Genomic DNA, 23,699 nt, shown 5'->3' with positions numbered 1-23,699 from the left:
AACATTTATTATGAATAGGTGGTCTTGTTTGAGTGTGATGTCGGACAACACAGTGGGGAGTGCGGACACGCATACCGACCAGCGACAGGCATCGAACGAACGAACCGGCCGACGACGGTTCCTCCAGGCGGCGGGCGTCGCGGGAGCCGTCGGCCTCGCCGGCTGTTCGGGACTAACCGGCGGTGGCGGCGGTGGCGGCGGTGGCGGCGGTAGCGGGATGGAGCTGAGCTACTGGACCCTGTTCGGTGGTGGTGACGGTGAGGTCATGAAGTCCATCATCGACAAGTTCAACGAGGAACGCCCGCTCGGCGAGGACGTCACCATCAACCGCCAGCGGACGCCGTGGGAGGAGCACTACAACCGTCTGTACACCGCGATGACCGGCGGGTCGCCGCCGGACCTCGCCATCTCGCACGCGTCCTACCTCCGCCGGTTCAAGCCGACGCTGAACGACATCAGCGGGATGCTCTCCTCGAACGACTACGTCGATCAGATCCTCGGCGCCTGCCAGATCGACGGCGGCACGTACGCGGTGCCGATGGACTCCCACCCGGTCGGCCTCTACTACAACGTCGACATCCTCAACGAAGCCGGCGTCGAGCCGCCGATCGAGAACTTCCAGCAGTTCGAGGAGGCCTGTAACGCCATCCTCGAGAACACGGACGCGAAGCCGTTCAGCCCCGACCCGTACTGGGGCGGTGGCGGTGGGTTCCGTCAGTGGTTCATGGGTCTCAACCAGTACGGCGGACAGATGTTCAACGACGACATGACGGAGGCGGTCTTCGGCGACGAAGCCGGGACCAACTCCCTCGACTTCCTCGCGAGCGTCTCCGGCGAGCGCAACTGGGACACCCCCGACATCTCGGCCGACCGCGTCGCGCAGAGCTTCCGGAACGGCTCCGTCGCGATGACGGTCAACGGAACGTGGTACGTGAACGTCATGCGCGAACAGGACTTCGAGTGGGGCTTCGACAAGCCGCGCGTCTTCCCCGACGCCGACCAACTGCGCACCACCGCGGACAGTCACACCATCATCGTCCCGCAGAAGTCCAACGCCAGTCAAGAGCGGATCGAGACCTCCGTCGCCGCCGCGGAGTGGATCACCCAGGAGAACCCCTCGTGGGGCTCGGAAGCGGGCCACCTCCCGGCCTACAGCCCCATCCTGAACGGGGACGCCCTCCCGGAATCCGACATCTGGAACAAGACGCTGAAGCCGTTCAAGGAGATGGCGGAGGACGGCCAACTCGCCTACTGGCCGCAGCCCGAGAGTGCGAACCTCTACGACACCAGCAACTGGACGTGGATCACCGACGCGTACTCGCAGAACATCTCGGTGGACCAAGCCATCCAGAACGGCGTCGATAACTGGACGTCCACCATCCAGTAACCACTCTCTCACGATTTCACTATGTCAGCTATCGACCGTTTCAAAGGAGGTGAGGGGGTTCTCTCGAACGTCAGTCGCTCGCGCAAGGAGCTCGTCGAGGGGATTCTCTTCTCGCTCCCGTACCTCGTCCTCTTCGGGGTGTTCCTGCTCTACCCGCTCCTGATGGGCGGCTACATGAGCCTCTTCGAGTGGAACGCGTTCTTCCCCTCGCGCTCCGAGTTCATCGGGATCGGGAACTACACCCACCTGCTCGGCGACCCGCAGTTCTGGAACGCGCTCGGGAACACGCTGTACTTCTCGCTGCTCACCGTTCCGTCGATCGTCATCGTCGGCCTCGGCCTCGCCCTCGGCGTCAATAGGGACATCCGGGGACGGGGCGTGCTCCGGGCGATTTTCTTCAGCCCGTACATCCTGACGGTGTCCGTCGCGGCCGTCGTCTGGACGAACCTCTACTCGACACAGTACGGCGTCATCAACTACTACCTCGGACTCGTCATGTCCAACCCGCCGCAGTGGCTCCAGTCGTACGTCTTCGCGATGCCGTCCATCGCGATCACGACGGTCTGGTGGCTCGTCGGGTTCAGTTTCGTCATCCTGCTCGCCGCCCGCCAGAGCGTGCCGGAGTACCTCTACGAGGCCGCGAAACTCGACGGCGCGGGGACGTGGCGCATGTTCCGGGACGTCACCGTCCCGCAGATGCGTCACGCGATCTTCTTCGTCGTCGTCATCAACCTCATCTGGGCGTTCCAGGTGTACGGCCAGCCGTACGTCATGACGTCCGGCGGCCCGGGGCAGTCGACCACGACGCTGGTGATGTACCTCTACGAGGCTGCGTTCAACCAGCAGAACTTCGGCTACGCCGCGACCATCGGCTACGTCCTGACGGCGATCCTCGTCGTCGTGTCCATCCTGAACTACTACCTCATCGGAGGCGACAATGAGTAACGCAACCACCACCCGTCTCGAATCGCTCCTCCCCGGAGAAGTCTCCGCGCGGAGTGTGCTCGTACACGCCGTCATGTACGGTGCGGCGCTGCTGTTCCTCATGCCGTACATGTACATGATCTCGACGTCGCTCAAGACGCCGGAGGGCGCCATCGCGGCGGGGATGAACTGGATCCCGGACCCGGTCTCGCTGCACGCGTACGCGGGCCTACTCGCCGATTCGCTCATCATCGGCTGGGCGTTCAACACGCTGCTCATCGCGTCGACCACGACGCTGCTCGTGTTGATCGTCGACTCGATGATCGCGTTCGCGCTGACCCGCCTCGACTGGCCGGGCCAGCGCTACGTGCTCGGGCTCATCATCGCGAGCTTCATGGTTCCGGGCTTCGTGAACATCATCCCGCTGTACATCCTCATCTCTGACCTCGGGCTGCTCAGCAACTACCTCGCGGTCATCCTGCCGTTCGCGGCCGGGCCGCTCGGCGTCTTCCTCCTGGCGCAGTTCTTCCGGGAGATCCCCTACGAGATTCAGGAGGCCGCCCAGCTCGATGGCTTCTCGAACTGGCGGATCTACACGCGGATGATCCTCCCGCTCTCGCGGTCGATCCTCTCCGCGCTCGCGCTGTTCATGTTCGTCTGGAGCTGGAACCAGTTCCTCTGGCCGCTCATCGTGCTCCAGGATCAGGCGATGTACACCCTCCCGATCGGGATCGTCGTCCTCCGGGACAACTTCACCTACCAGCCGTCCGTCACGATGGCGTCCGCCGTCATCGCGTCGGGGCCGCTGTTCATCCTGTTCCTCCTCCTACAGGAGCAGCTGATGTCCGCCGTGGAGATGCAGGGCGTGACGTAACGCCCTCGTCACCCCGGCGCGACGCCGACCGGCGTCGTTCACGAGGGTAACCTACTTACTGGCGCGCCCGTACAGCTAGCGTAATGAGATCAGTCGACACGAAGACGGTCTACCGGTCCTTCTTCGACGCGGTGGGGTTCTTCTACGAAAACGGCCCGCGACTCATCCTCGTGAGCCTGCTCTGGTTCCTCTGCTCCCTCCCGGTCGTCACGCTCGGACCGGCGACGCTCGCCGCGTACGCCGCGATCCAGTCGCTCAGGGAGGGGTACAGTATCGACCGTTCGCACGTTCGCGCGACGCTCCGGCGCCACGGCCTCTCTGCCGTCCTGCTGACCGGGGTCCCCGCCGTCTTCCTCGGCATCTCGGTCCTCTACGCCCGGCAGTACGTGGCGTCGCGCTCGGCGCTGACGCTCGCACTCGCCGTCGTCACGACCTACGTCGCCGCGTACGCGTGGCTCCTCCTCGTCCCGACGTTCGTTGGGCTCGCGAACGGCGGCGACCTTGAACCCGAGCTCAGGTCGGCCGTCCGCTGGACGGGGCAGAACGCCATCTCGGCGGTGATGGTGGCGATGGGGACGCTCCTCGTCGCGATCGTCACGGGCCTGCTGACGGTCGCGTTCGCCCTCGTCTTCGCCGGCATCGCCTTTTCGTTCCACCTCGAGGTGCTACTGGGGCCGGTGACCGAGCAGCCCGAGGACGCGTCCTCGCCGTACGCGGAATCACGGCGAAACTGAGACGGGACGGAAGAAAGAGCGAGGCCGTCGCGATACGTTACGTCTGCTGTGTCACTTGCTCGCTGGACCTCGTGGAGACGGGCGTCCCCGTGTCCGTCATGATGTTCTCGCCGCTCGCCTTGTCGAAGACGTGCATCTTCTCCTCGTCGAAGGAGACGGTGAGTTCGTCGCCCTCGTCGTGTGCGTGGTCGCCCATGATGCGCATGGTGAACTCGGTGTCGCCCGCTCGGAGGTAGAAGTAGTTGTCGTCGCCGACGGGTTCGTGGACGTCGAGCATCGCGCCGATGGCGTTGACGGAATCGGGCTCCGCGAAGTGGATGTGCTCGGGGCGGATGCCGAGGACGAGTTCGTCGTCGGTGCGCCGCTCCTCGATGCGCTCGGCGACACCCGAGGACACCTCGTAGGAGAACGCCTCGCCCTCGAGGCGGTTCCCGACGAGTTCGACGTCGAAGAAGTTCATCGACGGCGAGCCGATGAAGTCGGCGACGAAGAGGTTCGCGGGCTCGTCGAACACCTCTGCGGGCGTGCCGACCTGCTGGAGTTCGCCCTGGTCGAGGATGACGACGCGGTCGCTCATCGTGAGCGCTTCCTCCTGGTCGTGCGTGACGTAGACCGTCGTCGTCTCGAGGTCGTCCTGGATGCGCTGGAGCTCGATGCGCATGTGCGCGCGCAGCTTCGCGTCGAGGTTGCTGAGCGGCTCGTCCATGAGGAAGACGTCGGGGTCACGGACGATGGCGCGGCCGGTCGCGACGCGCTGCTGTTGGCCGCCGGAGAGGGAGGCCGGCTTCTTCTCGAGCTGGTCCTCGATCCCCATCATCTCGGCGGCGTCCTCGACGCGCTTGGTGATCTCCTCGTCGTCGAGGTCGGACGTAAGCTTCAGCCCGTACGACATGTTCTTCCGCACGGTCATGTGCGGGTAGAGCGCGTAGTTCTGGAACACCATCGCGACGTTCCGGTCCTGTGCGGCGATGTCGTTCACGACGCGGTCACCGATGGTGATCTCGCCGCCGGTGATGTCCTCGAGTCCCGCGAGCATTCGGAGGAGCGTGGACTTCCCGGACCCGGACGGGCCGACGATCGTGACGAACTCGCCGTCCTCGATGTCGAGGCTGAAGTCCTCGACGGCGACGATGTCGCCGTCGTACATCTTCTTGACGTGGTTAAATCCGACTTCGCTCATGGTTTCCACTATATCCTTCGTCGGATAGTACATAATTGTTCTCCATTGTTACGGTGACACATTCCGGGAATCCTCGCACTGGCGGGGCGACGGAGACGTTAAGTTCCTCTAACCGTATGAATAATCATGGAGTTATCGCGTCGCGACGCCATCGCTGCCCTCGCGGCCGCCGGAATCGGTGTCGGGGGCGCCGCCGTCTACACCGTCTCCGACGACCGTCCCCCTGACGGGGGCGGGGAACCGACGCCCGACGAACCGATCGGCACGCTCGTCTCGCTCGCCGACGTCCTCTACCCCTCCTCGGTCGAGGGCACCGCCGAGTTCGTCGAGACGTACGCCACTGGTCGCTTCGAGGACGACGACGCGCACCGCTCGCAGGTGGTGGACGCCGTCGCCGTCCTCGACTCGCGCGCGGAGGCGGAGGCCGGTGCCGCGTTCCGCCACCTCTCCGTCGAGGAACGCGACGACGTCCTGCGCGCGCTCGGCCAGCGACACGCCGACCCCGACCCCGACGGGAACGACCGCCAGCGCGTCCGGTACTACCTCGTCAACGACCTCCTCTACGCGCTGTTCTCCTCGCCGAAGGGCGGCGCGATCGCCGGCACCGAGAACCCGGCCGGCTACCCGGGCGGCCTCGGCGCCTACCAGCAGGAGCCGAGCCTATGAGTGCGAACGACACCCCTTCCATCGACCGCTCGCCCTCCGAGCGCGCCGACGTCTGCGTCGTCGGTGCCGGGCCGGCCGGCGGTCTCCTCTCGCACTCGCTCGCGAAGCGCGGCCACGACGTCGTCGTCCTCGAGGCCGGCCCCCGATTCGACCTCCAGAGTCGCATCCGTCGGATGGAGCGCTCGCTTCGCCCCGCCCACGACCGCAGCGACGTCTGGGACATGGGCGGCGCGCGCGACGCGTTCACGTCCTCGGGGAGCGTCTCCTACCCGCTCAACGACACGCGCGTCAAGGGCGTCGGCGGCACGACGCTGCACTGGATCGGCTACACGCCGCGCCTCCACCCGAAGGACTTCGAGATGGACTCCCGCTACGGACTGGGCGTCGACTGGCCGCTCGACTACGAGGACGTCCGCCCCTACTACGCGGACGTGGAGGCCGAGATGGGCGTCTCCGGCGGCACGGACAACCCCTTCGCGCCGCCGCGTGAAGAGGCGTTCCCGATGGACGCCTTCCCGCCGAGCTACTCGGACACGCTGTTCGAGGAGGCCTGCGACGAACTCGACATCACGCTCCACTCCGTGCCACAGGCCCGCAACCACGAGTCCTACGACGGCCGGAGCGGCTGTGTCGGCTACGGGACGTGCATGCCGGTCTGTCCGTCCGGCGCGAAGTACAGCGGCGACGTCCACATCCGGAAGGCCGAGTCGGAGGGCGCGCGCGTCCTCGACCGGGTGCCCGTGCAGCGCCTCGAGCACGACGACGCGGGCGAGACGGTCGAGGCCGCCGTCTACGCGACGCCGGACGGGACGGAGCACCGACAGGAGGCCCGCCAGTTCGTCATCGCCTGCGGCGCCGTCGAGACGCCGCGTCTCCTCCTCCTCTCCGAGTCCGAGCAGTATCCGAACGGGCTCGCGAACACCTCCGACGCGGTCGGGCGCTACTTCATGGAGCACGCGCTCGTCGGCATGGGCGGCCGCCTCGACCAGCCGACGAAGCAACACCGCGTCGGCTTCACCACGTCGGTCACCCACCAGTTCTACGACCACGAGGAGCCGACGCCGGGGAGCTTCTTCGTCGGCCTGTTGAACTACGCGGGGCCGACGACGGTCGGTGCCGCGCTCTCAGACGGGTCGTGGGGCGACGAGTTGGCGTCGACGCTCGCGACGCGCGTCGGCGGCTACGTCGGCACCGAGGCGCTCGTCGAGCAGCTCCCGCGCGAGGACAGCAGAGTGACGCTCGACACCTCGAAGACGGACGACCACGGGAACCCGGTCCCGGACGTCTCGTGGAAGATCGGCGAGCACGCCGTGGAGACCGCGCGCAAGGCCCTCGACGTCCAGCGCGACATCATGGACGAGCTCGGCGTGACGGTGACGTACGCCGCGAACCCCACGCAGCCGTGGGCGGGGAGCCACCCGATGGGGACGACGCGGATGGGCACCGACCCGAGCGAGAGCGTGGTGGACGAGCGCTTGCGCACCCACGACCTCTCGAACCTCTCCATCGCCTCCAGCAGCGTCTTCCCGACGGGCGGCGCGATGAACCCCACGGTCACTATCGGGGCGCTCTCGCTCAAGGCCGCCGACCACATCCACGCGGACCTCTGAGCCGGACCCGCCCCTCCGCCCTCGTGCCCTCCGAAAGATAGAATAGGATCGCCGGTAGTTACACCATTGATAATGAACGAGGCGCTACACGCTCGCGACGCGACGCGCACGCTCTCGGGTCGCTGGGCGTTCATCACGGACCCCGACGACGCGGGGCTCGACGAGGCGTTCTACGAACCCGACGCCGCGTGGCCGGACGCCCGCGACGTCTCCGTCCCCCACTCGTGGCAGGAGGAACCGGACCTCCGCGAGTACACCGGCGTCGGCTGGTATCGCCGGACGTTCGACGCCGACGCGCTCGCGGCGGGCGACGAGCGGGTCTTCGCCCGCTTCGGCGCCGTGGACTACGAGGCGACCGTGTGGGTGAACGGCGAGCGCGTCGGCGACCACACCGGCGGGTATCTCCCCTTCGGCCTCGACGTGACCGACGCGCTGACCGCCGGCGAGAACACTATCGTCCTCCGCGTCCGCGACCCCGAGGACATCTCGGAGATCCCGCACGGCAAGCAGGGCGACCCGTGGTACACGCGCGTCAGCGGCCCGTGGCAGGCCGTCGACCTCGTCACCGTCCCCGAGACGCGCGTCGCGGCCGCCCGCGTCACCCCCGACCTCGAGGACGACACCGCCCGCGTGGCCGTCACCGCGTCCGACGACAGCCCGACCGACGTTCACGTCACCGTCGTCGACGACGCCGGCGCCCCCGTCGCGAGCGAGTCGGCCGCGCTCGACGGCGAGACGGCGTCGCTCGACCTCGCCATCCCGGACGCCGACTACTGGACGCCCGACGACCCGGCGCTCTACGACGTCGAGGTCCGCCTCGCGGCGGGCGGCGAGACGCTGGACGAGCACACGGACACCTTCGGGATGCGCAGTGTCTCCCGCGAGGACGGTGAGCTCTACCTCAACGGCGAGCCGTTCACGATGCGCGGCGCGCTCGACCAGGCGTTCTACCCGGACACCTACTACCGGCCCGCCGACCTCGAGACGTTCGAGCGCGAGATCCGGACGGCGAAGGAACTCGGGTTCAACCTCCTGCGCAAGCACATCAAGCCCGCCCATCCGGCGTTCCTCGACCTCGCCGACCGCCTCGGCATCCTCGTCTGGGAGGAACCCGCGAACCCCGCCGTCTACTCCGAGCGCTCGAAGCGCGAGGTTCGCGAGCAGTTCGAGGCGATGGTCGCCCGCGACTACAACCGCCCCAGCGTCATCGCGTGGAGCCTCTACAACGAGGAGTGGGGCATCGGCCACGACGACGACGAGGAGCCGCTCTGGACGGACACGGAGAAGCAGGACTACCTCGAGGCGTTCTACGCGGACGCGCGCGAACTCGACGCGACGCGTCTCGTCTGCGACAACTCGGGGTGGGCGCACGTCGCGACCGACCTCAACGACTACCACGAGTACTTCGTCGCGCCCGACCGCGTGGGCGCGTGGCGCGAGAAACTCGACCACATCGTCGAGCACCCCGAGGAGAACTACGGCGACGTCCGCGCCGACCCCGACGTCCCCCTCCTCGTCTCCGAGTTCGGGACGTGGGGGCTCTGCGACGTCTCGCGCCTCGAAGGCCGCGACGGCGGCGACCCCCACTGGTTCGACCACGACTTCCTCACGGGGATGAAGCGCCCCGCGGGCGTCCGCGAGCGCTTCGCCGAGAGCCCGGCGGCGGACGTCTTCGACTCGCTCGACGCGTTCGCCGAAGCGTGGCAACGCCGCGAGTTCCAGTCCGTCGAGCCGATCATCGCCGACATGCGCGAGCACGAGGGCGTCGCCGGCTACGTCATCACCGAGCTCACGGACATCGAGTGGGAGTTCAACGGCATCCTCGACTACGAGCGCGAGGAGAAGGTCTTCCACGACGACTTCGCGCGCCTCAACGCCCCCGTCATGCTCCACCTCGCGCCGTCGCGACACGCCTTCGAGGCGGGCGAGCGCGTCAGCGCGGACGTCGTCGTCGCCAACGACACTGCGGAACCCTACGAGGCGACGCTGGAGTGGTCGGCGTTCGGCGAGACCGGCACCGTCGACGTCGCCGTTCCGGCCCACGAGCAGACCCGTCTCACGGACGCCGTCACGGCTGAGGCGCCCGCCGCCCCGGGGCTCACGACGGCCACGCTCTCGGTGACGGACGGCGAGCGCACCGCGAGCCGCGACGTCGCGGTCGACGCCGCCCACGACGCGCCGCCCGTCTCCGTCTTCGTCGAGGACGACGGACTCGGCGACGTACTCGCCGAGCACGGCTACGCGACGGCCGACGTCCCCGGCGACGCCGACGTCTCGGTCGTCACCGCCGTCGACGCGACGCTCCGCGAGTTCGTCGAGCACGGCGGACACGTCGTCGTGCTCCCGGACGAGGAGGGCGGGATGGCGCCCGTCGATGACGTGACGTACACCGCGCTCCCCGAGGAGGAGAGCTGGAACCTCTGTGCGGGCGTCCTCTTTCAGGACCTCCTCCCGGAACTCGACGCGGTGCCGGGGTGGGCGTTCGCGGACCTCTACCCGTACGCGTACGTCAGCGACCTCGAAGTGGCCGACGACGTGTCGGTCGGCTACGTCGAGGGCTGGATCGAGAACCCCGGCGGTGCCGTCGTCTCGCGCTCGCTCGGCGACGGGCGCCTCGACGTCTGCACGCTCCGCGTGACCGACGCCTACGACGAGAACCCGGTCGCGCGCGCCGTCCTCGACCGCCTCCTCGCCGAGTGAGGCGGGGCGTTCCACACATATTTATTGTCCGCTCTGCGGATTAATCGCTATGGAGTTCGACGACGTCTTCGATTCGTTCGCGGAGCGCGACTGGCAGACGACGACGGAGGGGACGGTCCGGTTCGCCCTCGTCGGCCTCGGGTGGTGGACGGTCGACGAGGCCATCCCGGCGATCCGCGAGACGGACCTCTGTGAGGTGTCGGTGCTCATCAGTCGCTCCGTGGAGAAGGCCGAGCGCTACGCCGAGGAGGCGGACGTCCCGCACGCGATGTCGGGCGACGACTTCCACGACGGCGCGCTCGCCGAGCAGTACGACGCCGTCTACATCGCGACGCCGAACGCTTACCACCGCGCGTACGTCGAGACGGCGGCCGACCTCGACAAGGCGGTGCTCTGCGAGAAGCCGATGGCGGAGAGCGTCGAGACGGCCGAGGCGATGGTCGAGGCCGCCGAGGGCGGCGACGTCCCGCTGATGGTCGCCTACCGGATGCACACCGAACCGGCGGTCCGGCGCGCGCGCGACCTCGTGCAGGCGGGCGCCATCGGCGAGCCCGTGCAGGTGTACGGGAACAACTCCCAGCCCATCCTCTCGCTGATCGACGACCCGAACCAGTGGCGCCTCGACCCGGACGCGAGCGGCTACGGGACGTCGATGATGGACCTCGGCATCTACCCGATCAACACGGCGCGCTTCGTCCTCGGCGCGGACCCGGTGCGCGTGCAGGCGCAGATGGCGTCCTACGACGAGGCGTTCGCGGACGTCCCGGACGAGCGCTCGACGGCGACGGCGGTCTACGAGGGCGGCGTGCACGCGGCGTTCACGGCGACGCAGAACGCCTACGACGACACGGAGTTGACCATCACCGGCACCGAGGGGAAGCTCACGCTCTCGCCGGCGTTCCACATGGAGTGTCGCCTCGAACTCGACCGCGAGGGATATTCGGTGTCGGCGGAAGCCGAGGACGTGAACGAGATGACGGAGGAGTTCGACTACTTCGCGGACCGCGTCCTCTCCGACGAGCCGGTCTACGCGGACGGCGAGCACGGCCTCTACGATATGCGCGTCCTCGCGGCGCTCCACGAGTCCGCCGAGTCGGGCGAGACGGTCGCGCTCGACTGAGCGCGCACCCCGCAACTAGCAGCCGCTTCTGCCGGTATCGTCGGACGACTGCACCGTCTGTACCGACGTATTACGGGAATAATCGCGTAAAGTCCTCCCTCATACTGTCCGCTTCTCCCGGAACCTATTTCGTGCCGCCCCGACTCGAACGATACGCGCGAGCCGTCTATGCGTCGCTGTGATGCGGCAATCAGCGTCGAGAAACGATCCTCGGGTGTGGAACCCGCTCAACGACTCTATCCGGAAGCGGCGGAACGAAAAAGAAGCGTCGCGCGTGCGACGCCGACCGACGGGTCGAACGGAGGTCGCGGCTGTCTCGTCGTCGCTCAGGCGAGCGGGAGGATCGTCGAGTAGATGAGGACGATGACGAGCGCGGCGACCGAGAGGATGGACGTGACCGCCGTCCACGTCTTGAGGGTCTCCATCTGCGTGAGGCCACCGATCTCCTTGACGATCCAGAAGCCGGAGTCGTTGTACCACGAGGTCGTGATACCGCCCGCGCCGATGGCCATGACGAGGTAGGCCGGGTGGACGGTGAGCTCGGGGACGAGCGGCGCCATGATCCCACCGGTGGTGATCATCGCGACGGTCGCGGACCCCTGTGCGATGCGGACGATGGCGGCGATGAGCCACGCCGTGATGAGCAGGCCGATGCCGACGCCGCTGAGGGCGTCAGCGATGACCATGCCGATGCCGGAGGCGGCGAGCATCGCACCGAACGCGCCACCAGCGGCGGTGATCGCGGCGATGTTACCACCGTTCTGGAGTGCTTCGGTGAGTTCGTCCTGCCAGACCTGACGCGGGAAGTCGTCCATGCGCAGGTAGGTGAGCGCGGCGACCATCGCGGCGACGGTCAGCGCGAAGTTCGCGTCACCGATGAAGTTCGTGAACGGCTGGACGGCCGCGAGCGACGGGTAGATGTCCTTGAACGTCGTGACGAACGTGCCGGCGGCGATGAACGCGACGGCGACGAAGATCGGGAGCAGGGACTCGAAGAAGCCGGGGAGGCTCTCCGTGGACTTCTTCGCCTGCTCTTCGAGGTCTTCGGCGGTGGTGCCCATCGACTCCCGGAGCGGGATGTCGATGCGCGTGTTGATGAAGCGGCCGTAGGCGACGCCGGCGATGAGCGCGGACGGGATCGCGACGGCGAGGCCGATGACGATGGTCGTACCGAGGATCGAGGTACCCTGTCCGAGTTCCTGGGCGACGGCGAGCGGGCCGGGCGTCGGCGGAACGAACGCGTGCGCGGCCGTGCCACCGCCACCGACGACGGCGATGTAGAGCGCGTAGTTATCGCCGATGCGGGCCCGCATGGAGCGCGCGAGCGGCGCCATGAGGTAGAAGACGTTGTCGAAGAACACCGGGATCGCGAGGATGGTGCTACTCCCCCAGAGCGCGAAGTCGGCGTTCTTGTCCGAGACGATGGACTGGAACGACCGGACGACGCGGTTGGCGGCGCCCGATTCGGTCATCGACTTCCCGATGATGGCGGCCATCAGGATGGGGATACCGATACCCGCCATGTTGTTCCCGAACGCAGTCGCGACGTCCCCGGGTATCGAGCCGAACGCGATGTCCGGGAGGAGCGCTGCGTTCACGACTCCGACGACGAGCGCGGAGATGACGAGGCCGACGAACGCCGGGAGGTCCCACACGACGAGGAGCAGGACGACCACGGCGACGCCAATTAGTAACGCTGCGAGTGCTGGGAGTGTTGCTGACATCGCTCTATCTCACGAACGATAATCCCACCACATAAAAATTATGCAATACTGGACATGGTGTTACTATAAGAGAATGATTATTTTTAATTATAGACAGTGGGTTTTATCAGATGGGAGTCGTTACCCCCGACTATGCATCGAGGACTCGTCGTCGTCGAAGAGTCGGAAGCACACTCGAACCTCCTCCGCGAGGCAGCAGAACACGCACGCGGCGCGGACGCGCCGCTCACCGTCCTGACGTTCGCCACCGAACGCCACCTCAGCTCGGACGCCGAGAAGTTCGAGGCGCTCGGCGGCATCGAGGGCGTCACCTACGACAACGAGGCGGAGTTCATCGACGCCGCCGAGGGCGCGCTCGCTGACTACGTCGCTGACGCCCTCGACGGCGTGGACGTCGAGTACGAGGTCGCCGTTCGCGTCATCGACGGCGGCTACGGGACCGCGACGCTCTCCGCCGCCGACGACTACGACTGCGACCACATCTTCGTCACCGGCCGGCGCCGCTCGCCCGCCGGGAAGGCCCTCTTCGGCGACTGGATCCAGCGCATCCTCCTCGACTTCGACGGCTACGTCACCGTGCACACGGAGTCCGAGGAGTAGCGCACTCCGCGCCGCTCACCCGTCGCGGCGCTCACCCACCGCGCCGCCGGGCGAACGACACGCGAACGAGAGCAAGAAGAACACTGCTACAGCAGTCGCTACCCATCCGTATTTTCGCGTTCGATATAACTCCGTCGAAACGGCGCGCGGGCGCGTCGCTCAGAGGTCGTCGCGCTCGAAGCGCAGGTAGCCGAGCGCGAGCGGAACGACCGTCCACGCGACGAGCACCGCGAGCGCGAACCCGGGCGACGTATACACCTCGCTCGATACCGGCGGTGCGCGGTTCGCGACCGTCGACGAGAGCACCGCGTACGCGCGCTCCGGGTTACAGTACGCGAACACCGTCGCCCACGTCGGCGTCGGGCCCGTCGGGAAGCGGAAGCCACCGATGACGTAGCGGACGAGGCCCGGGATCCAGTTCCACGCGACGACGAAGAGGACGTACGCGCTCGCGACGCCCGCGACGGCGCGTCCGGCCGTCCGCGCGGCCGCCGAGATGCCGACGCCGACGCCGACGACGCTGGCGGCGAAGAGGACGGCGAGCGCCCACGTCAGGAGGACGGCGGTCGCGTCGATGCCGCCCCCGCCCGCCGCGAGGAAGACGAGGACGGCGGTGACGAACCCGACGGTGACGGCGAGCGCGAGGACGGCGAGGCGGCCGAGCGCGCTCCCGAGGACGATGTCGCGCCGGGAGTGCGGGAGCGAGAGGACGACGCGCAGCGAGCCGCTGTCGCGCTTCCCGGCGATGACGCCGTAGCAGATCCCGTAGCCGGCGAGCGGGACGATGCCGTTCGCGACGGAGCCGAGGATGCCGGCGACGCCCGTGCTCCCCGACGCGAGGTAGCCCACGGCGGCGAACAGCAGGCCGAAGAGGCCGAAGAGCACGAGCGCGCTCATCGAGCGGAACGGGTCGCGCGCGTCGCGCTCGGCGACGACACGCCAGCTCATCGCTCCACCTCCCCCTCGGCGCCGTCGGTGTACGTCGCGAAGAGGTCCTCCAGCGAGGTCTGGCGGGACTCGATGTCGAGGAGCACCGCGCCCTCCCCGCGTATCGCGTCGACGACCGCGGCCTTCCGCTCGGCCGGGCACGCGACGGTGACGGCGTTCTCGCGGACGTCGACACCGGAGACGCCGTCGACGCCGCGGACGGCGGCGAGCTCGGACTCCGTGGGCGCGCGGTCGAGCGTGAGGACGAGCGTCCCGCCGGCGTCGCCGACGGCGTCGCGGAGGTCGGCGATGTGGTCTTCGGCGACGATTTCGCCGTCCGCGAGGATGCCCACGCGGTCGGCGACGGCCTCGACCTGCCCGAGGATGTGACTCGAGAAGAAGACGGTCGCGCCGCGCTCGGCTTCCTCGCGGACGATCTCGCGCATCCGGCGCGCGCCGTTCGGGTCGAGGCCGGTCGAGGGTTCGTCGAGGATGAGGAGGTCGGGCGACCCGGCGAGTGCGCACGCGAGGAGGAGGCGCTGCTTCATCCCCTTCGAGAAGCCCTCGACGTTCCGATCGGCGGCTTCCGCGATTCCCACCCGATCGAGGAGTTCGAGCGGGTGGTCGTCGGCGTCCTTCGAGTCGATCGCGAACTGGACGTGCTGGCGCGCGGTGAGGTGGCCGGTGAGGCCGTAGGCGTCCGGGAGGACGCCGAGACGCTCGTGCACGCGTTTCGTCTCCGTCTGGGCGTCGTGCCCGAAGACGGACACCGACCCGTCGGTGGGACGGAGGTAGTCGAGGACGACGTCGATGGTGGTGGATTTCCCGGCGCCGTTCGGGCCTAGAAAGCCGAACACCTCGCCTTCCTCGACGGTGAGGTCGATACCGCGGAGGGCGGTGACGTCGCCGAATCGCTTCCGGAGGGACCGTATTTCGATGGCGGCCATACGGGTAGGTGTTCAGACAGGCGGCGTATAGCCCTTGGGTGAGACCGTGACACTCCTTCGCACGAACGCGCGCCGCAGTCAGGGACGGGTTTTTGTGCCCGGTTTCCGTCACCCCGTCCAGAGATGGCCCTCCACACGCGCAGACGGTTCCTCGCGAGCGCGGCCGCCGTCGGCCTCGGCGCGCTCGCCGGCTGTAACGGTAGCTCGTCGTCCTCAGAGAGCGCACCAGACCGGTCGCTGTCCGGCACGACGCTCGCCGACCCCGATACCGTCACCCTCCGCGCGAGCGGCAACGGCCTGCTGGCGTGGGTCCGCCCGCGCGACGCGACGACGACCACCGAGTCGCCGCCGCGCTACGTCGGCCGCCCGCTCATCGCCACCGACGAGACGGCCGAGCGCGTCCGCTTCGCCGACGGCGTCGAGGCGAGCGCCGCACGCGACTTCCTCGACGCCACCGACTACGGCTCCGAGACCGTCTATCTCGAACACCGGTCCGTCGGCGCGTGCCACCGCCTCGAACTCTGCTACGTGAACTGGACGGCGACGAGCATCGACATCGACTACGGGAGCTACTACCGCGACGCGTCCGACGCCTGCGAGGCGGACGCCGACGACGTGACCGCGTGGTTCATTCGCATCCCGGACGCTCTCGACCCCGACGCCGTCACGAGCCACGGCTCCTCGTGGAGCAGTCGCGGCTGCAGTCCGCGACCCGGCGAAATCGAGAACCGGACGGAGCGCCCCCCGCTCGACGCCGGCCCGCTCCCCGAAAACGCGAGCGACACCGCGAGCGGGGGCGAGCGATGAGCGACGCCGATTCGGGCCGCGACCGACGCGGCTTCCTCGCGGGCGTCGGCGCCGTCGGCCTCGGCGCGCTCGCGGGCTGTAGCGCCCTCGACCCCATCGACGGGGACGACACCGAGCCGACGGTCGAGACGGCGCCCTTCGACGACTTCGGCGGCGACCTGCCGACCATCCCCACGCCGCTCCCCGTCGCCGTCGCGTCGGACTACCTCGACCGCGCGGCGGCGAGCGCGCGCGCCGACCTCGACGCCGTCCCGCATCCGCTCACGGGAGACGACGTGCCGAACGGCGCGGTTCGCGACGCGCTCGCCGAGCGCTACGCGGACGCGACGGACGCCCTCGACCGGGCGGGGTCGGCCTCGACCGACGCCGGGACGCTCGACGCGCTCCGCGACGCGCGCCGGGCGGCCGCCGCGGCGCGCGCGGGGTGGCGCGCGGTCGACGGGTCGCTGACTCGCGCGGACGTCCGCGAGCGCGCCCCGCCGGTGGCGGACGACGTGCGGGCGTTCCGGGAGCGCTGGCGCTACGTCGGGAGCCCCGAGGACGCCGTGCGCGCGCTCCTCGTGCACGCCGAACTCGAGGACCTCGTTGCGAACGCCCGGACGAGCATCCGGTCGCTCCGCTCGCCCCGGTCGTTCGTGGACCCCGCCCCGGACGGGCCGCCCGCCGTCGCCGACGAGGCGGCGGCGCTCGAATCGGCGCGCGTCGCGGTCGCGGACGCCGCATACCTCTACGACCGCTTCGTCGCCTCGCTCGACGCGACGCGGTCGTACGCGGGGACCTTCGACGCGGCGGAGGCGACGCTCGCGAACGCCGTCGCGGAGCGCGCGAGCGACGTCTCGGACGCCGACCACGGCAGCGACCTCGTGGACGCGGACATCGACGCCATCGCAGTCAGGAGCGCGCTCGACGACATCCTCTTCGACGTCCAGTCCGACGCGAGCTACTACCGCGAGATGGATCGCGTCGCGGGCGCGATCCGCGAGCACCACGGCCGGCTCGCGGGCCTGCGCGCGCTCGACGCGCTCGTCGCGGCCGTGGAGAGCGGCGACTACGCGACCGTCGAGAACGCCGAGGACGTCGTCGCGATCCGCTCCGATGCCGTCACGGCGCTCACGGGCGCCCGGGGCGGCCGACACCCACGGCTCAACGCGCTCGGGCTCCGGTGGCTCCCGGAGACGATCCGGCGGAGCGACGACGAACTCGCGAGCTACGACGACCCCGTGCCCGTCACCTATCTCGTGCGCGACGTCGGGCGCTACGTCCGGGTCGCGTACGTGGCGGCGGCCGTCCCGGGGGCGAGCGAGCGGGTCGTCGGCGCGCTCTCAGCGTAGCGTCGCGAGGATGTACGCGAGGACGAGCAGGGTGAGCGCAACGGAGCCCCAGACGAGCGCGGCGAACCCCAGCTCCGAGATCATCGCTCGCTCACCTCCGTGAGGCGCGCGCCGACGCGGCCGAGTGCGCGGAAGTCGTACTCCCCGGTGGAGACGGCGGCGGCGAGCAGCGTCGCGGCGACGGAGACGGCGGTGGAGCCGACGAACACCCAGAAGAACGAGGGCGAGACGGGGAGACCGGCTTCTCCGAGGACGCCGGCGACGCCGGGGAAGAACGCGAGGCCGACGGCGAGTCCCCCGAGGGAGGCGGTGAGCGCGCCGCGTTCGCCGAGCGAGGTGAGGTAGAGGCCGAGGACGAACGGCGCGAACGTCGCGGCGCCGAGCAGGTCGGCGAGGAAGAACAGCGTGAGGACGTCGTAGCCCTGTGCGCCGACGACGACGGCGGCGAGCGCGACGAGGCCGGTGGCGGCGCGCGCGACGCGTGTGAGTGTGCGTTCGTCGGCATCGCTGAACTCGGCGAGGTCGACTGTGACGACGCTCGCGATGGCGTTGAGTACGGTGTCGGCGGTGCTGGCGACGAGGAGGACGGCGAGAACGACGACGCCGAGCGCGAGCCACGGCGGGAAGACGTCGTTGACGACGAGGAAGAAGGAGATGCCGGCGTTGCCGTCGACGAGGCCGCGCGCGGCGGCGACGACACCGAAGAGCCCCGCGAGGAGTATCAGGGGGACGACGGCGACGGCGCTCACGCCGAAGGCGCGCTGGACGGACGTCGTACTCTCGGCGGCCCAGACGCGCTGCCAGACCCCCTGATGGAGGACGTTCGCGCCGAGGACGGCGAAGACGACGTAGAAGCCGAACGCGACGGCCGCCGGATTGGTGAGCGTGAGGAGCTGTGGGGTCTCGCGCGCGACGGTGCCGTGGACGGCGCCCGTTCCGCCGACCTGCCAGAGCGCGCCGACGGCGGCGGCGACGAGGAGTGGGAGCGCGACGGCGGTCTGGACGGTGTCGGTGACGAGGCTGGCGACGAGGCCGCCGTAGGCGGTGTAGGCGAGGACGAAGCCGCCGATGACGGCGGCGGTCGCCCACGGCGGAACGCCGGCGACGAGCGCGAGCGCGGCGGTCACGCCCGTCATCTCGGCGGCGAGGAAGACGAACATGTAGAAGACGGAGACGACGAGGACGAAGAGGTAGAAGCCGGTGCCGAAGCGCGCGCGGACGTACTCGGTGAGCGAGTGGCCGTCCGGCATGACGCTGCGCACGCGTCGCGCGACGGGGACGAAGAGCAGGAGCGGGACGGCGCTCCCGAGCGCGTATCCGAGGACGGCGGTGAGGCCGCCGTAGGCGGCGCCGGCTTCGGCGGGGCTGAGGAGGATCCACGCGCCCATGACGGAGCCGACGATGGAGGCGGCGGTGGTGCCCTCGCTCGCGCTCCCGCGTGCGGTGAGGAGGGTGTCGAGGGAGCGCTCGCCGCGACGCGCGTACCAGACGCCGACGGCGCTCGTCGCGGCGAGCGCGACGACGGCGACGGCGAGCGTGAGCGTCGCGTCGAGCATCACGCCACCTCCGCTCCGTCACTCGCCGCTCGGTGCGTCTCTGGCGTCGGTTCCTGTCTCGGCGTGTCGTGGTCGCTCACGTCCCGCAGTGGCCGCTCACCGGTATATAATGTTGTGGTATAACTAGGTTATGGGTCCGCGAGCGCGGCGTCGAAGAATGCGACTTCGAGGTCGACTGCGCGCACGAAGAGGCGCTCCACGCGGGCCGCGCGACGCGCGGACACCCGCTCGAGCTCGCGCTCCAGTTCCGCGCGGAGCCACGTCACGAACTCGCGGAACGCCTCGTTCGCGTGCATCTCCACCCACCGGCGGTAGTGGAACGGCTCCGGCGGGGTCTCGATTGCGCTCGCCCATTCGAGGTAGACCCACTCGACGGGACAGAGGACGGCGAGCGTCTCCGCGTAGCCGCCGGCCGCTGCGGCGTGCGCGAAGCAGTCGGCGAACGCCGCGCCGACGTCGCCCGCGTCCGGGTCCGCGTCGGCGAGCGCGGGCCCGGGGAGCGCGTCGAACGCCCGCTCGAAGTAGTCGTCTTCGGGGCCGACGACGGTCGCGAGGAACTCGGAGAAGCGGCGTTTCGCCGCCATCGTCGGCGCGTCCGCGACCGCGTGGCCGATGTGGCCCGCGAGCGTCTCCACGAACGCGTAGTCCCGTTCGAGGTAGTCCCGAAAGACCGCCGCGTCGAGCGTGCCGTCCGCGAGTCCGCCGACGAACTCGTGGCTGACGGCGGCGTCCCACGCGCTCGCGTCGCGCAACGCTTCGACGCCGTCGCTCACGCGTCCACCTCCCAGCCCTCGCGCGTGTACGCCATCTCCCAGAAGCGGTACTCGAGTCGCGCGCTCGTCAGGAACGCCTCGCGCATCGCGTCGTGCTCGCCCGGGGAGCGCTCGCCACAGCGGTCGACGAAGTCGCGAATCCGCTCGACGACCGCCCGGAACTCGTCGCTCGTGTACGCCTCGAGCCACGGGGTGTATCGGTGCTCGCCCGTCGCGCGCTCGGCGGCGTGCGCGGCGATGTCGAGGTAGCCCTGCGCGCACGGGTAGAGCGCGGCCGCGATCTCCGCGAGCGACCCCTCGTAGGCCGTGCGCACGAGGAAGCCCGTGTATGCCTCGCACGTCGGCGCCTTCCTCACCGACTCGAGCTCCTCGCGCGCGATACCGTAGTCGGCGGCGAACTCGCGGTGGAGGTCCATCTCCTCGGCGAGCGTGTCGTGCGCGATCCCCACGAGCGTCGTCATCGTCGCTTCGTCGCGCGCTCTCGCGCCCGCGACGGCGAACAGGCGCGCGTAGTCGAGGAGGTAGCGGTAGTCCTGTTCGACCCAGTGGCGAAACGCCGCCTCGTCGAGCGTGCCGTCCGCCAACTCGGTGACGAACGGGTGGGTCTTCTGTGCGCGCCAGAGCGCCTCTCCCGCGTCGAGCAGGTCGTCGCTGATGGGCATGCGCTAACGGGGGCGGCGATACGGGTAATAGTTTGTTGTATAACTCAATTATACCCTCGCCGTCCCGCCACCGACAGAGGTATGGTTGGGTGGTATAATCCAGTAGTCACCGATGGAGCAGCGAGACGGACTCCGCCTCCCGGCCGAAATCGTCGCCGAGTCGTTCGTCCCCGCCGTTCGCGTCGCGCTCGCGCACGAACTCGCCGAGCGCGGCTGCGCCCAGCGCGAAATCGGCGAGTTCCTCGGCATCACGCAGGCCGCGGTGAGCAAGTACCTCGCGGGGCAGGCGCACGTCGAGGAGCGTCTCGCGGACGACGAGCGCCTCCGGCGGACCGCGGCGCGCGTCGCCGACGGCTGGGTCGACGGCGACCTCGACGCCTACGACGCGCTCGTCGAAATCGAGACCCTCCTCCAGTCGTTCGTCGACCGGGGTCCCGTCTGCGCGCTCCACGAGGAGGCGATGCCCGCGCTCGACGGCCTCGAATGCGACCTCTGCGTGCGCGGACCCGATGCGGCCGCCGCGCGCGAACGCGAGCGCCTCCGCGACGTCCGCGTCGCCGTCCGCACGCTCGCCGCCGACGCCGACGCCGCCGCACACGTCCCGAACGTCGGGACGAACGTCGCGAGCGCGCTCCCCGACCCCACGGGAGAGGCGGACGTCGCCGCCGTCCCCGGGCGCGTCCACGCCGTTCGCGGGCGTATCGACGTCCCCTCCGACCCCGCCTTCGGCGCGTCCCAGCACGTCGCCGGCGCGCTCCTCGCCGCCAACGAGCGCGACGCGACGATACGGGGTGCGCTCAATCTCGCGACGAGCGACGCCCTCCTCGACGCCGCCCGCGAGCGAGGCGACGACCCTGTCGAGTTCGACGCCGACTACGACGGCCGCGACGCGGAGCTCCGGCGCGCGTTCGCGGACGGCGTCCCCGCCGTCGCCTATCACCGCGGCGCGTACGGCGTCGAACCCGTCTGCTACGTCTTCGGCACGGACGCCCGCGACGCAGTCTCGCGCGCGCTCGCCCTCGTCGCCGCGGCCGAGTGAGTCGCGGCGGCACACACCGCGGCGACACGAGTTATACGGCTGGCGGTGCGAGTTGAACGCATGTTCGACGAGTCAGCCGAGTGGACGCCGACCGAGATGCCCGCACAGGCCGGCCGGACCGTCGTCGTCACCGGCGCGAACAGCGGTATCGGCTACGAGGCGACGGAGGCGTTCGCCGCGAGCGGCGCGCACGTCGTCATGGCGTGTCGGAGCACCGAGCGCGGCCGCGACGCGAAGGCCGACGTCGAAGCCGACTACCCGGGCGCGTCACTCACCGTCCGCGAACTCGACCTCGCGGACCTCGACTCCGTGCGCGCGTTCGTCGACTGGTACGGGAGCGAGTTCGACGCGCTCGACGTCCTCTGCAACAACGCGGGCGTGATGGCGATTCCGCGCTCCGAGACCGCGCAGGGCTTCGAGACACAGTTCGGCGTCAACCATCTCGGGCACTTCGCGCTCACCGCCGGCCTCCTCCCCGTCCTCCGGCGGACCACCGGCGAGTCCCGCGTCGTCACGCAGTCGAGCGGCGTCCACGAGAACGGCCGCATCGACTTCGAGGACCTCCACGGCGAGGTCGACTACGAGAAGTGGGGCGCGTACGCGCAGTCGAAACTCGCGAACGTCCTCTTCGCCTACGAGCTCGACCGCCGGCTGCGCGCCGCGAGCGCCAGCGTCACGAGCGTCGCCTGCCACCCCGGCTACGCCGCGACGAACCTCCAGCGGCGCGGCCCCGAGGCCGAGGGCTCGCGCCTCCGCGTCCTCCTCATGGAGGCCGCGAACGCCCTCCTCGCGCAGTCCGCCGAGCGGGGCGCGTGGCCGCTCCTCTACGCCGCCACCCACCCGAGCGTCGACGGCGGCGAGTACGTCGGCCCCGGCGGCTTCCGGAACATGCGCGGGCACCCGACCACGCAGGAGTCGAGCGAGCGCTCCTACGACCGCGCGACCGCCCGGCGCCTCTGGTCGGTCTCCGAGGAACTGACCGGCGTCACCTACGACCTCCCCGCCCCTGCGTAGGTAACTCCGACCCCGGCCGCTCCGCGTCCTCTTCCTCCTCCTCGTCGCCCCAGATGGGCTTCGTCGACACCACCGCGACGTACTGGCCGATGGAGGTGACGAGGAACGACGCGAGGCCCGCGTACACCGCCTCGACGAACGGCGCGGCGAGCAGGAAGCCGACGACGAACAACGCGACCGTGAGGGCGCCGCCGGCGAGCACCCACGCGACCGTGAACCCCCGCGTTCGCTCCTCCGGCGCGTGCAACTCGAAGAGGTTCAACAGCGTCCCGACGACCGCGAGCGCGAGCAGTAGTCGTACCTCGATGGGCCCGACCGGGAGCCCGAAGAACGCGACGAGTGCGATCACGACCCCCGTCGCCGTCGCCGTCGCGTCCTTCGCGTAGATGCCGACGAGGCGTCGGTACGTGCTCTGTTCAGCCATGGCACGACCCAGCGACCACAGGCCCATAGCTCTGTCTCCCCGTCACCGCCGTCGGCCCCCGACCCTATTCAGATAGGCTCTCGACGCGCGCGGGTAAGTGAATAGACAGCGACCTTTCCGGTCCGAACGTACTCTGTTTAGTCTGTATGCGTCTCAAAATCGCTGCACTCGCACTTGGAATCGTCGTCATCGCGTCCGCCGTCGGCGCGAGCGCGTTCACGACCGCGTCCGTCGACCGGACGTCCACGATGGACGTCGTCGCTGACGACGCCGGTCTGATCGCGCTCAGTCCCGGGAACGCCTCGACCGACCTCGTCCGGACCGGGAGCAACGGCCAGCTCACCATCGACTTCACGAACAGCGCCGCCTCCGGCGTCAACGGCGACAGCACGTTCAGCATCGGCGACAACACGACCTCCTCGCCGACGTACGCGTTCAACGTCACCAACAACGGCGCCGCCTCGCACAGCTTCGAGCTCGGCTACGCGTTCGACAACACCGACCCCTCTGGCGATAACGTCGAGCTCGCAGTCTACAACTCCACGGGCGGGTACGTGGGCACCGCCGTCGACACGACCAGTACTACCTTCACCGCCGATCCCGACGAGACGCACTACGTCGTCGTGAGCGTCGACACCACCGGCCTCAACAACAGCACCGACCTCTCCGGGACGGTCACGGTCAACGCCTAAGCACCTCT

General features: G+C 69.2%; 22 protein-coding genes. 14 read left to right on the top strand and 8 right to left on the bottom strand.

Annotation, left to right across the window (positions count from 1 at the left end; all coding sequences use genetic code 11):
- Window positions 1-37: 37 nt before the first annotated feature.
- From IEY12_RS11515 to IEY12_RS11500, 4 genes are all read left to right on the top strand, one after another.
- Window positions 38-1,387, top strand: a complete 1,350-nt coding sequence (locus IEY12_RS11515) for an extracellular solute-binding protein (RefSeq protein ID WP_188883861.1) — start codon at window positions 38-40, stop codon at window positions 1,385-1,387.
- 21 nt (window positions 1,388-1,408) lie between these two features.
- The gene (locus IEY12_RS11510; protein ID WP_188883860.1) at window positions 1,409-2,332 is read left to right on the top strand and encodes a carbohydrate ABC transporter permease; all 924 of its coding nucleotides are present in this window, start codon (window positions 1,409-1,411) and stop codon (window positions 2,330-2,332) included.
- Entirely contained in the window at window positions 2,325-3,185 is an 861-nt protein-coding gene (locus tag IEY12_RS11505) for a carbohydrate ABC transporter permease (protein ID WP_188883859.1), read from the top strand. Before IEY12_RS11510 ends, IEY12_RS11505 begins: the two co-directional genes overlap by 8 nt.
- Window positions 3,186-3,268: 83 nt before the next feature.
- Window positions 3,269-3,919 (top strand): DUF624 domain-containing protein, encoded by a 651-nt coding sequence (locus IEY12_RS11500; RefSeq protein ID WP_188883858.1) that lies wholly within the window; start codon window positions 3,269-3,271, stop codon window positions 3,917-3,919.
- Between the two features lie 37 nt (window positions 3,920-3,956).
- Here IEY12_RS11500 and IEY12_RS11495 read toward each other — a convergent pair whose 3' ends face one another.
- Complete coding sequence (locus tag IEY12_RS11495; RefSeq protein WP_188883857.1) at window positions 3,957-5,099, bottom strand: ABC transporter ATP-binding protein; 1,143 nt, start codon at window positions 5,097-5,099, stop codon at window positions 3,957-3,959.
- A gap of 126 nt (window positions 5,100-5,225) precedes the next feature.
- On the opposite strand from IEY12_RS11495, the gene IEY12_RS11490 reads away from it, so the two are divergent.
- From IEY12_RS11490 to gfo6, 4 genes are all read left to right on the top strand, one after another.
- Complete coding sequence (locus IEY12_RS11490) at window positions 5,226-5,765, top strand: gluconate 2-dehydrogenase subunit 3 family protein (protein WP_188883856.1); 540 nt, start codon at window positions 5,226-5,228, stop codon at window positions 5,763-5,765.
- Complete coding sequence (locus tag IEY12_RS11485) at window positions 5,762-7,375, top strand: GMC family oxidoreductase (protein ID WP_188883855.1); 1,614 nt, start codon at window positions 5,762-5,764, stop codon at window positions 7,373-7,375. Before IEY12_RS11490 ends, IEY12_RS11485 begins: the two co-directional genes overlap by 4 nt.
- Before the next feature lie 72 nt (window positions 7,376-7,447).
- Window positions 7,448-10,075 carry a glycoside hydrolase family 2 protein gene (locus IEY12_RS11480; protein ID WP_188883854.1) on the top strand — a complete coding sequence of 876 codons (2,628 nt, stop codon included), beginning with the start codon at window positions 7,448-7,450 and terminating at the stop codon, window positions 10,073-10,075.
- 49 nt (window positions 10,076-10,124) lie between these two features.
- Entirely contained in the window at window positions 10,125-11,195 is a 1,071-nt protein-coding gene (gene gfo6 / locus IEY12_RS11475) for a D-xylose 1-dehydrogenase Gfo6 (protein ID WP_188883853.1), read from the top strand.
- A 326-nt stretch (window positions 11,196-11,521) separates the two neighbouring features.
- Here gfo6 and IEY12_RS11470 read toward each other — a convergent pair whose 3' ends face one another.
- Window positions 11,522-12,919 carry a GntP family permease gene (locus IEY12_RS11470; RefSeq protein ID WP_188883852.1) on the bottom strand — a complete coding sequence of 466 codons (1,398 nt, stop codon included), beginning with the start codon at window positions 12,917-12,919 and terminating at the stop codon, window positions 11,522-11,524.
- Window positions 12,920-13,051: 132 nt separating this feature from the next.
- Here IEY12_RS11470 and IEY12_RS11465 point away from each other — a divergent pair, with 132 nt between their 5' ends.
- A complete protein-coding gene (locus IEY12_RS11465) occupies window positions 13,052-13,519 on the top strand; it encodes a universal stress protein (RefSeq protein WP_188883851.1) in 468 nt (155 codons plus the stop codon).
- Between the two features lie 159 nt (window positions 13,520-13,678).
- On the opposite strand, the gene IEY12_RS11460 is transcribed toward IEY12_RS11465, so the two are convergent.
- Window positions 13,679-14,467, bottom strand: coding sequence for an ABC transporter permease subunit (locus IEY12_RS11460; protein WP_188883850.1), 789 nt, complete (start codon window positions 14,465-14,467; stop codon window positions 13,679-13,681).
- Window positions 14,464-15,393, bottom strand: coding sequence for an ABC transporter ATP-binding protein (locus IEY12_RS11455; RefSeq protein WP_188883849.1), 930 nt, complete (start codon window positions 15,391-15,393; stop codon window positions 14,464-14,466). The genes IEY12_RS11460 and IEY12_RS11455 overlap by 4 nt, the downstream gene beginning before the upstream one ends.
- A gap of 123 nt (window positions 15,394-15,516) precedes the next feature.
- Here IEY12_RS11455 and IEY12_RS11450 point away from each other — a divergent pair, with 123 nt between their 5' ends.
- Together IEY12_RS11450 and IEY12_RS11445 are read left to right on the top strand one after the other, a co-directional pair.
- Window positions 15,517-16,200 carry a hypothetical protein gene (locus IEY12_RS11450; RefSeq protein WP_188883848.1) on the top strand — a complete coding sequence of 228 codons (684 nt, stop codon included), beginning with the start codon at window positions 15,517-15,519 and terminating at the stop codon, window positions 16,198-16,200.
- Window positions 16,197-17,531 carry a hypothetical protein gene (locus IEY12_RS11445; protein ID WP_188883847.1) on the top strand — a complete coding sequence of 445 codons (1,335 nt, stop codon included), beginning with the start codon at window positions 16,197-16,199 and terminating at the stop codon, window positions 17,529-17,531. The genes IEY12_RS11450 and IEY12_RS11445 overlap by 4 nt, the downstream gene beginning before the upstream one ends.
- An 80-nt stretch (window positions 17,532-17,611) precedes the next feature.
- On the opposite strand, the gene IEY12_RS11440 is transcribed toward IEY12_RS11445, so the two are convergent.
- From IEY12_RS11440 to tenA, 3 genes are all read right to left on the bottom strand, one after another.
- Entirely contained in the window at window positions 17,612-19,087 is a 1,476-nt protein-coding gene (locus IEY12_RS11440; RefSeq protein ID WP_188883846.1) for a sodium:solute symporter family transporter, read from the bottom strand.
- A gap of 128 nt (window positions 19,088-19,215) precedes the next feature.
- Window positions 19,216-19,860: a TenA family protein gene (locus tag IEY12_RS11435; protein ID WP_229871201.1), complete on the bottom strand. Its 645-nt coding sequence runs from the start codon at window positions 19,858-19,860 to the stop codon at window positions 19,216-19,218.
- Complete coding sequence (gene tenA / locus IEY12_RS11430) at window positions 19,857-20,522, bottom strand: thiaminase II (protein WP_188883845.1); 666 nt, start codon at window positions 20,520-20,522, stop codon at window positions 19,857-19,859. The genes IEY12_RS11435 and tenA overlap by 4 nt, the downstream gene beginning before the upstream one ends.
- A 112-nt stretch (window positions 20,523-20,634) precedes the next feature.
- Between tenA and IEY12_RS11425 the strand changes: the two genes are divergently transcribed.
- Both IEY12_RS11425 and IEY12_RS11420 read left to right on the top strand, forming a co-directional pair.
- A complete protein-coding gene (locus tag IEY12_RS11425; protein ID WP_188883844.1) occupies window positions 20,635-21,561 on the top strand; it encodes a thiamine-phosphate synthase family protein in 927 nt (308 codons plus the stop codon).
- Window positions 21,562-21,621: 60 nt separating this feature from the next.
- Window positions 21,622-22,575 (top strand): oxidoreductase, encoded by a 954-nt coding sequence (locus IEY12_RS11420; protein ID WP_188883843.1) that lies wholly within the window; start codon window positions 21,622-21,624, stop codon window positions 22,573-22,575.
- Here the strand turns inward: IEY12_RS11420 and IEY12_RS11415 are convergent.
- Window positions 22,547-22,999 carry a hypothetical protein gene (locus tag IEY12_RS11415; RefSeq protein ID WP_188883842.1) on the bottom strand — a complete coding sequence of 151 codons (453 nt, stop codon included), beginning with the start codon at window positions 22,997-22,999 and terminating at the stop codon, window positions 22,547-22,549. The two genes, IEY12_RS11420 and IEY12_RS11415, sit on opposite strands and share 29 nt — an antisense overlap.
- Window positions 23,000-23,145: 146 nt before the next feature.
- Between IEY12_RS11415 and IEY12_RS11410 the strand changes: the two genes are divergently transcribed.
- Window positions 23,146-23,691 carry a hypothetical protein gene (locus IEY12_RS11410; protein ID WP_188883841.1) on the top strand — a complete coding sequence of 182 codons (546 nt, stop codon included), beginning with the start codon at window positions 23,146-23,148 and terminating at the stop codon, window positions 23,689-23,691.
- Window positions 23,692-23,699 lie beyond the last annotated feature (8 nt).

It is taken from the genome of Halarchaeum grantii (assembly GCF_014647455.2).
Lineage (GTDB): Archaea > Halobacteriota > Halobacteria > Halobacteriales > Halobacteriaceae > Halarchaeum > Halarchaeum grantii.
This window is presented reverse-complemented; position numbering and strand designations above follow the sequence as displayed.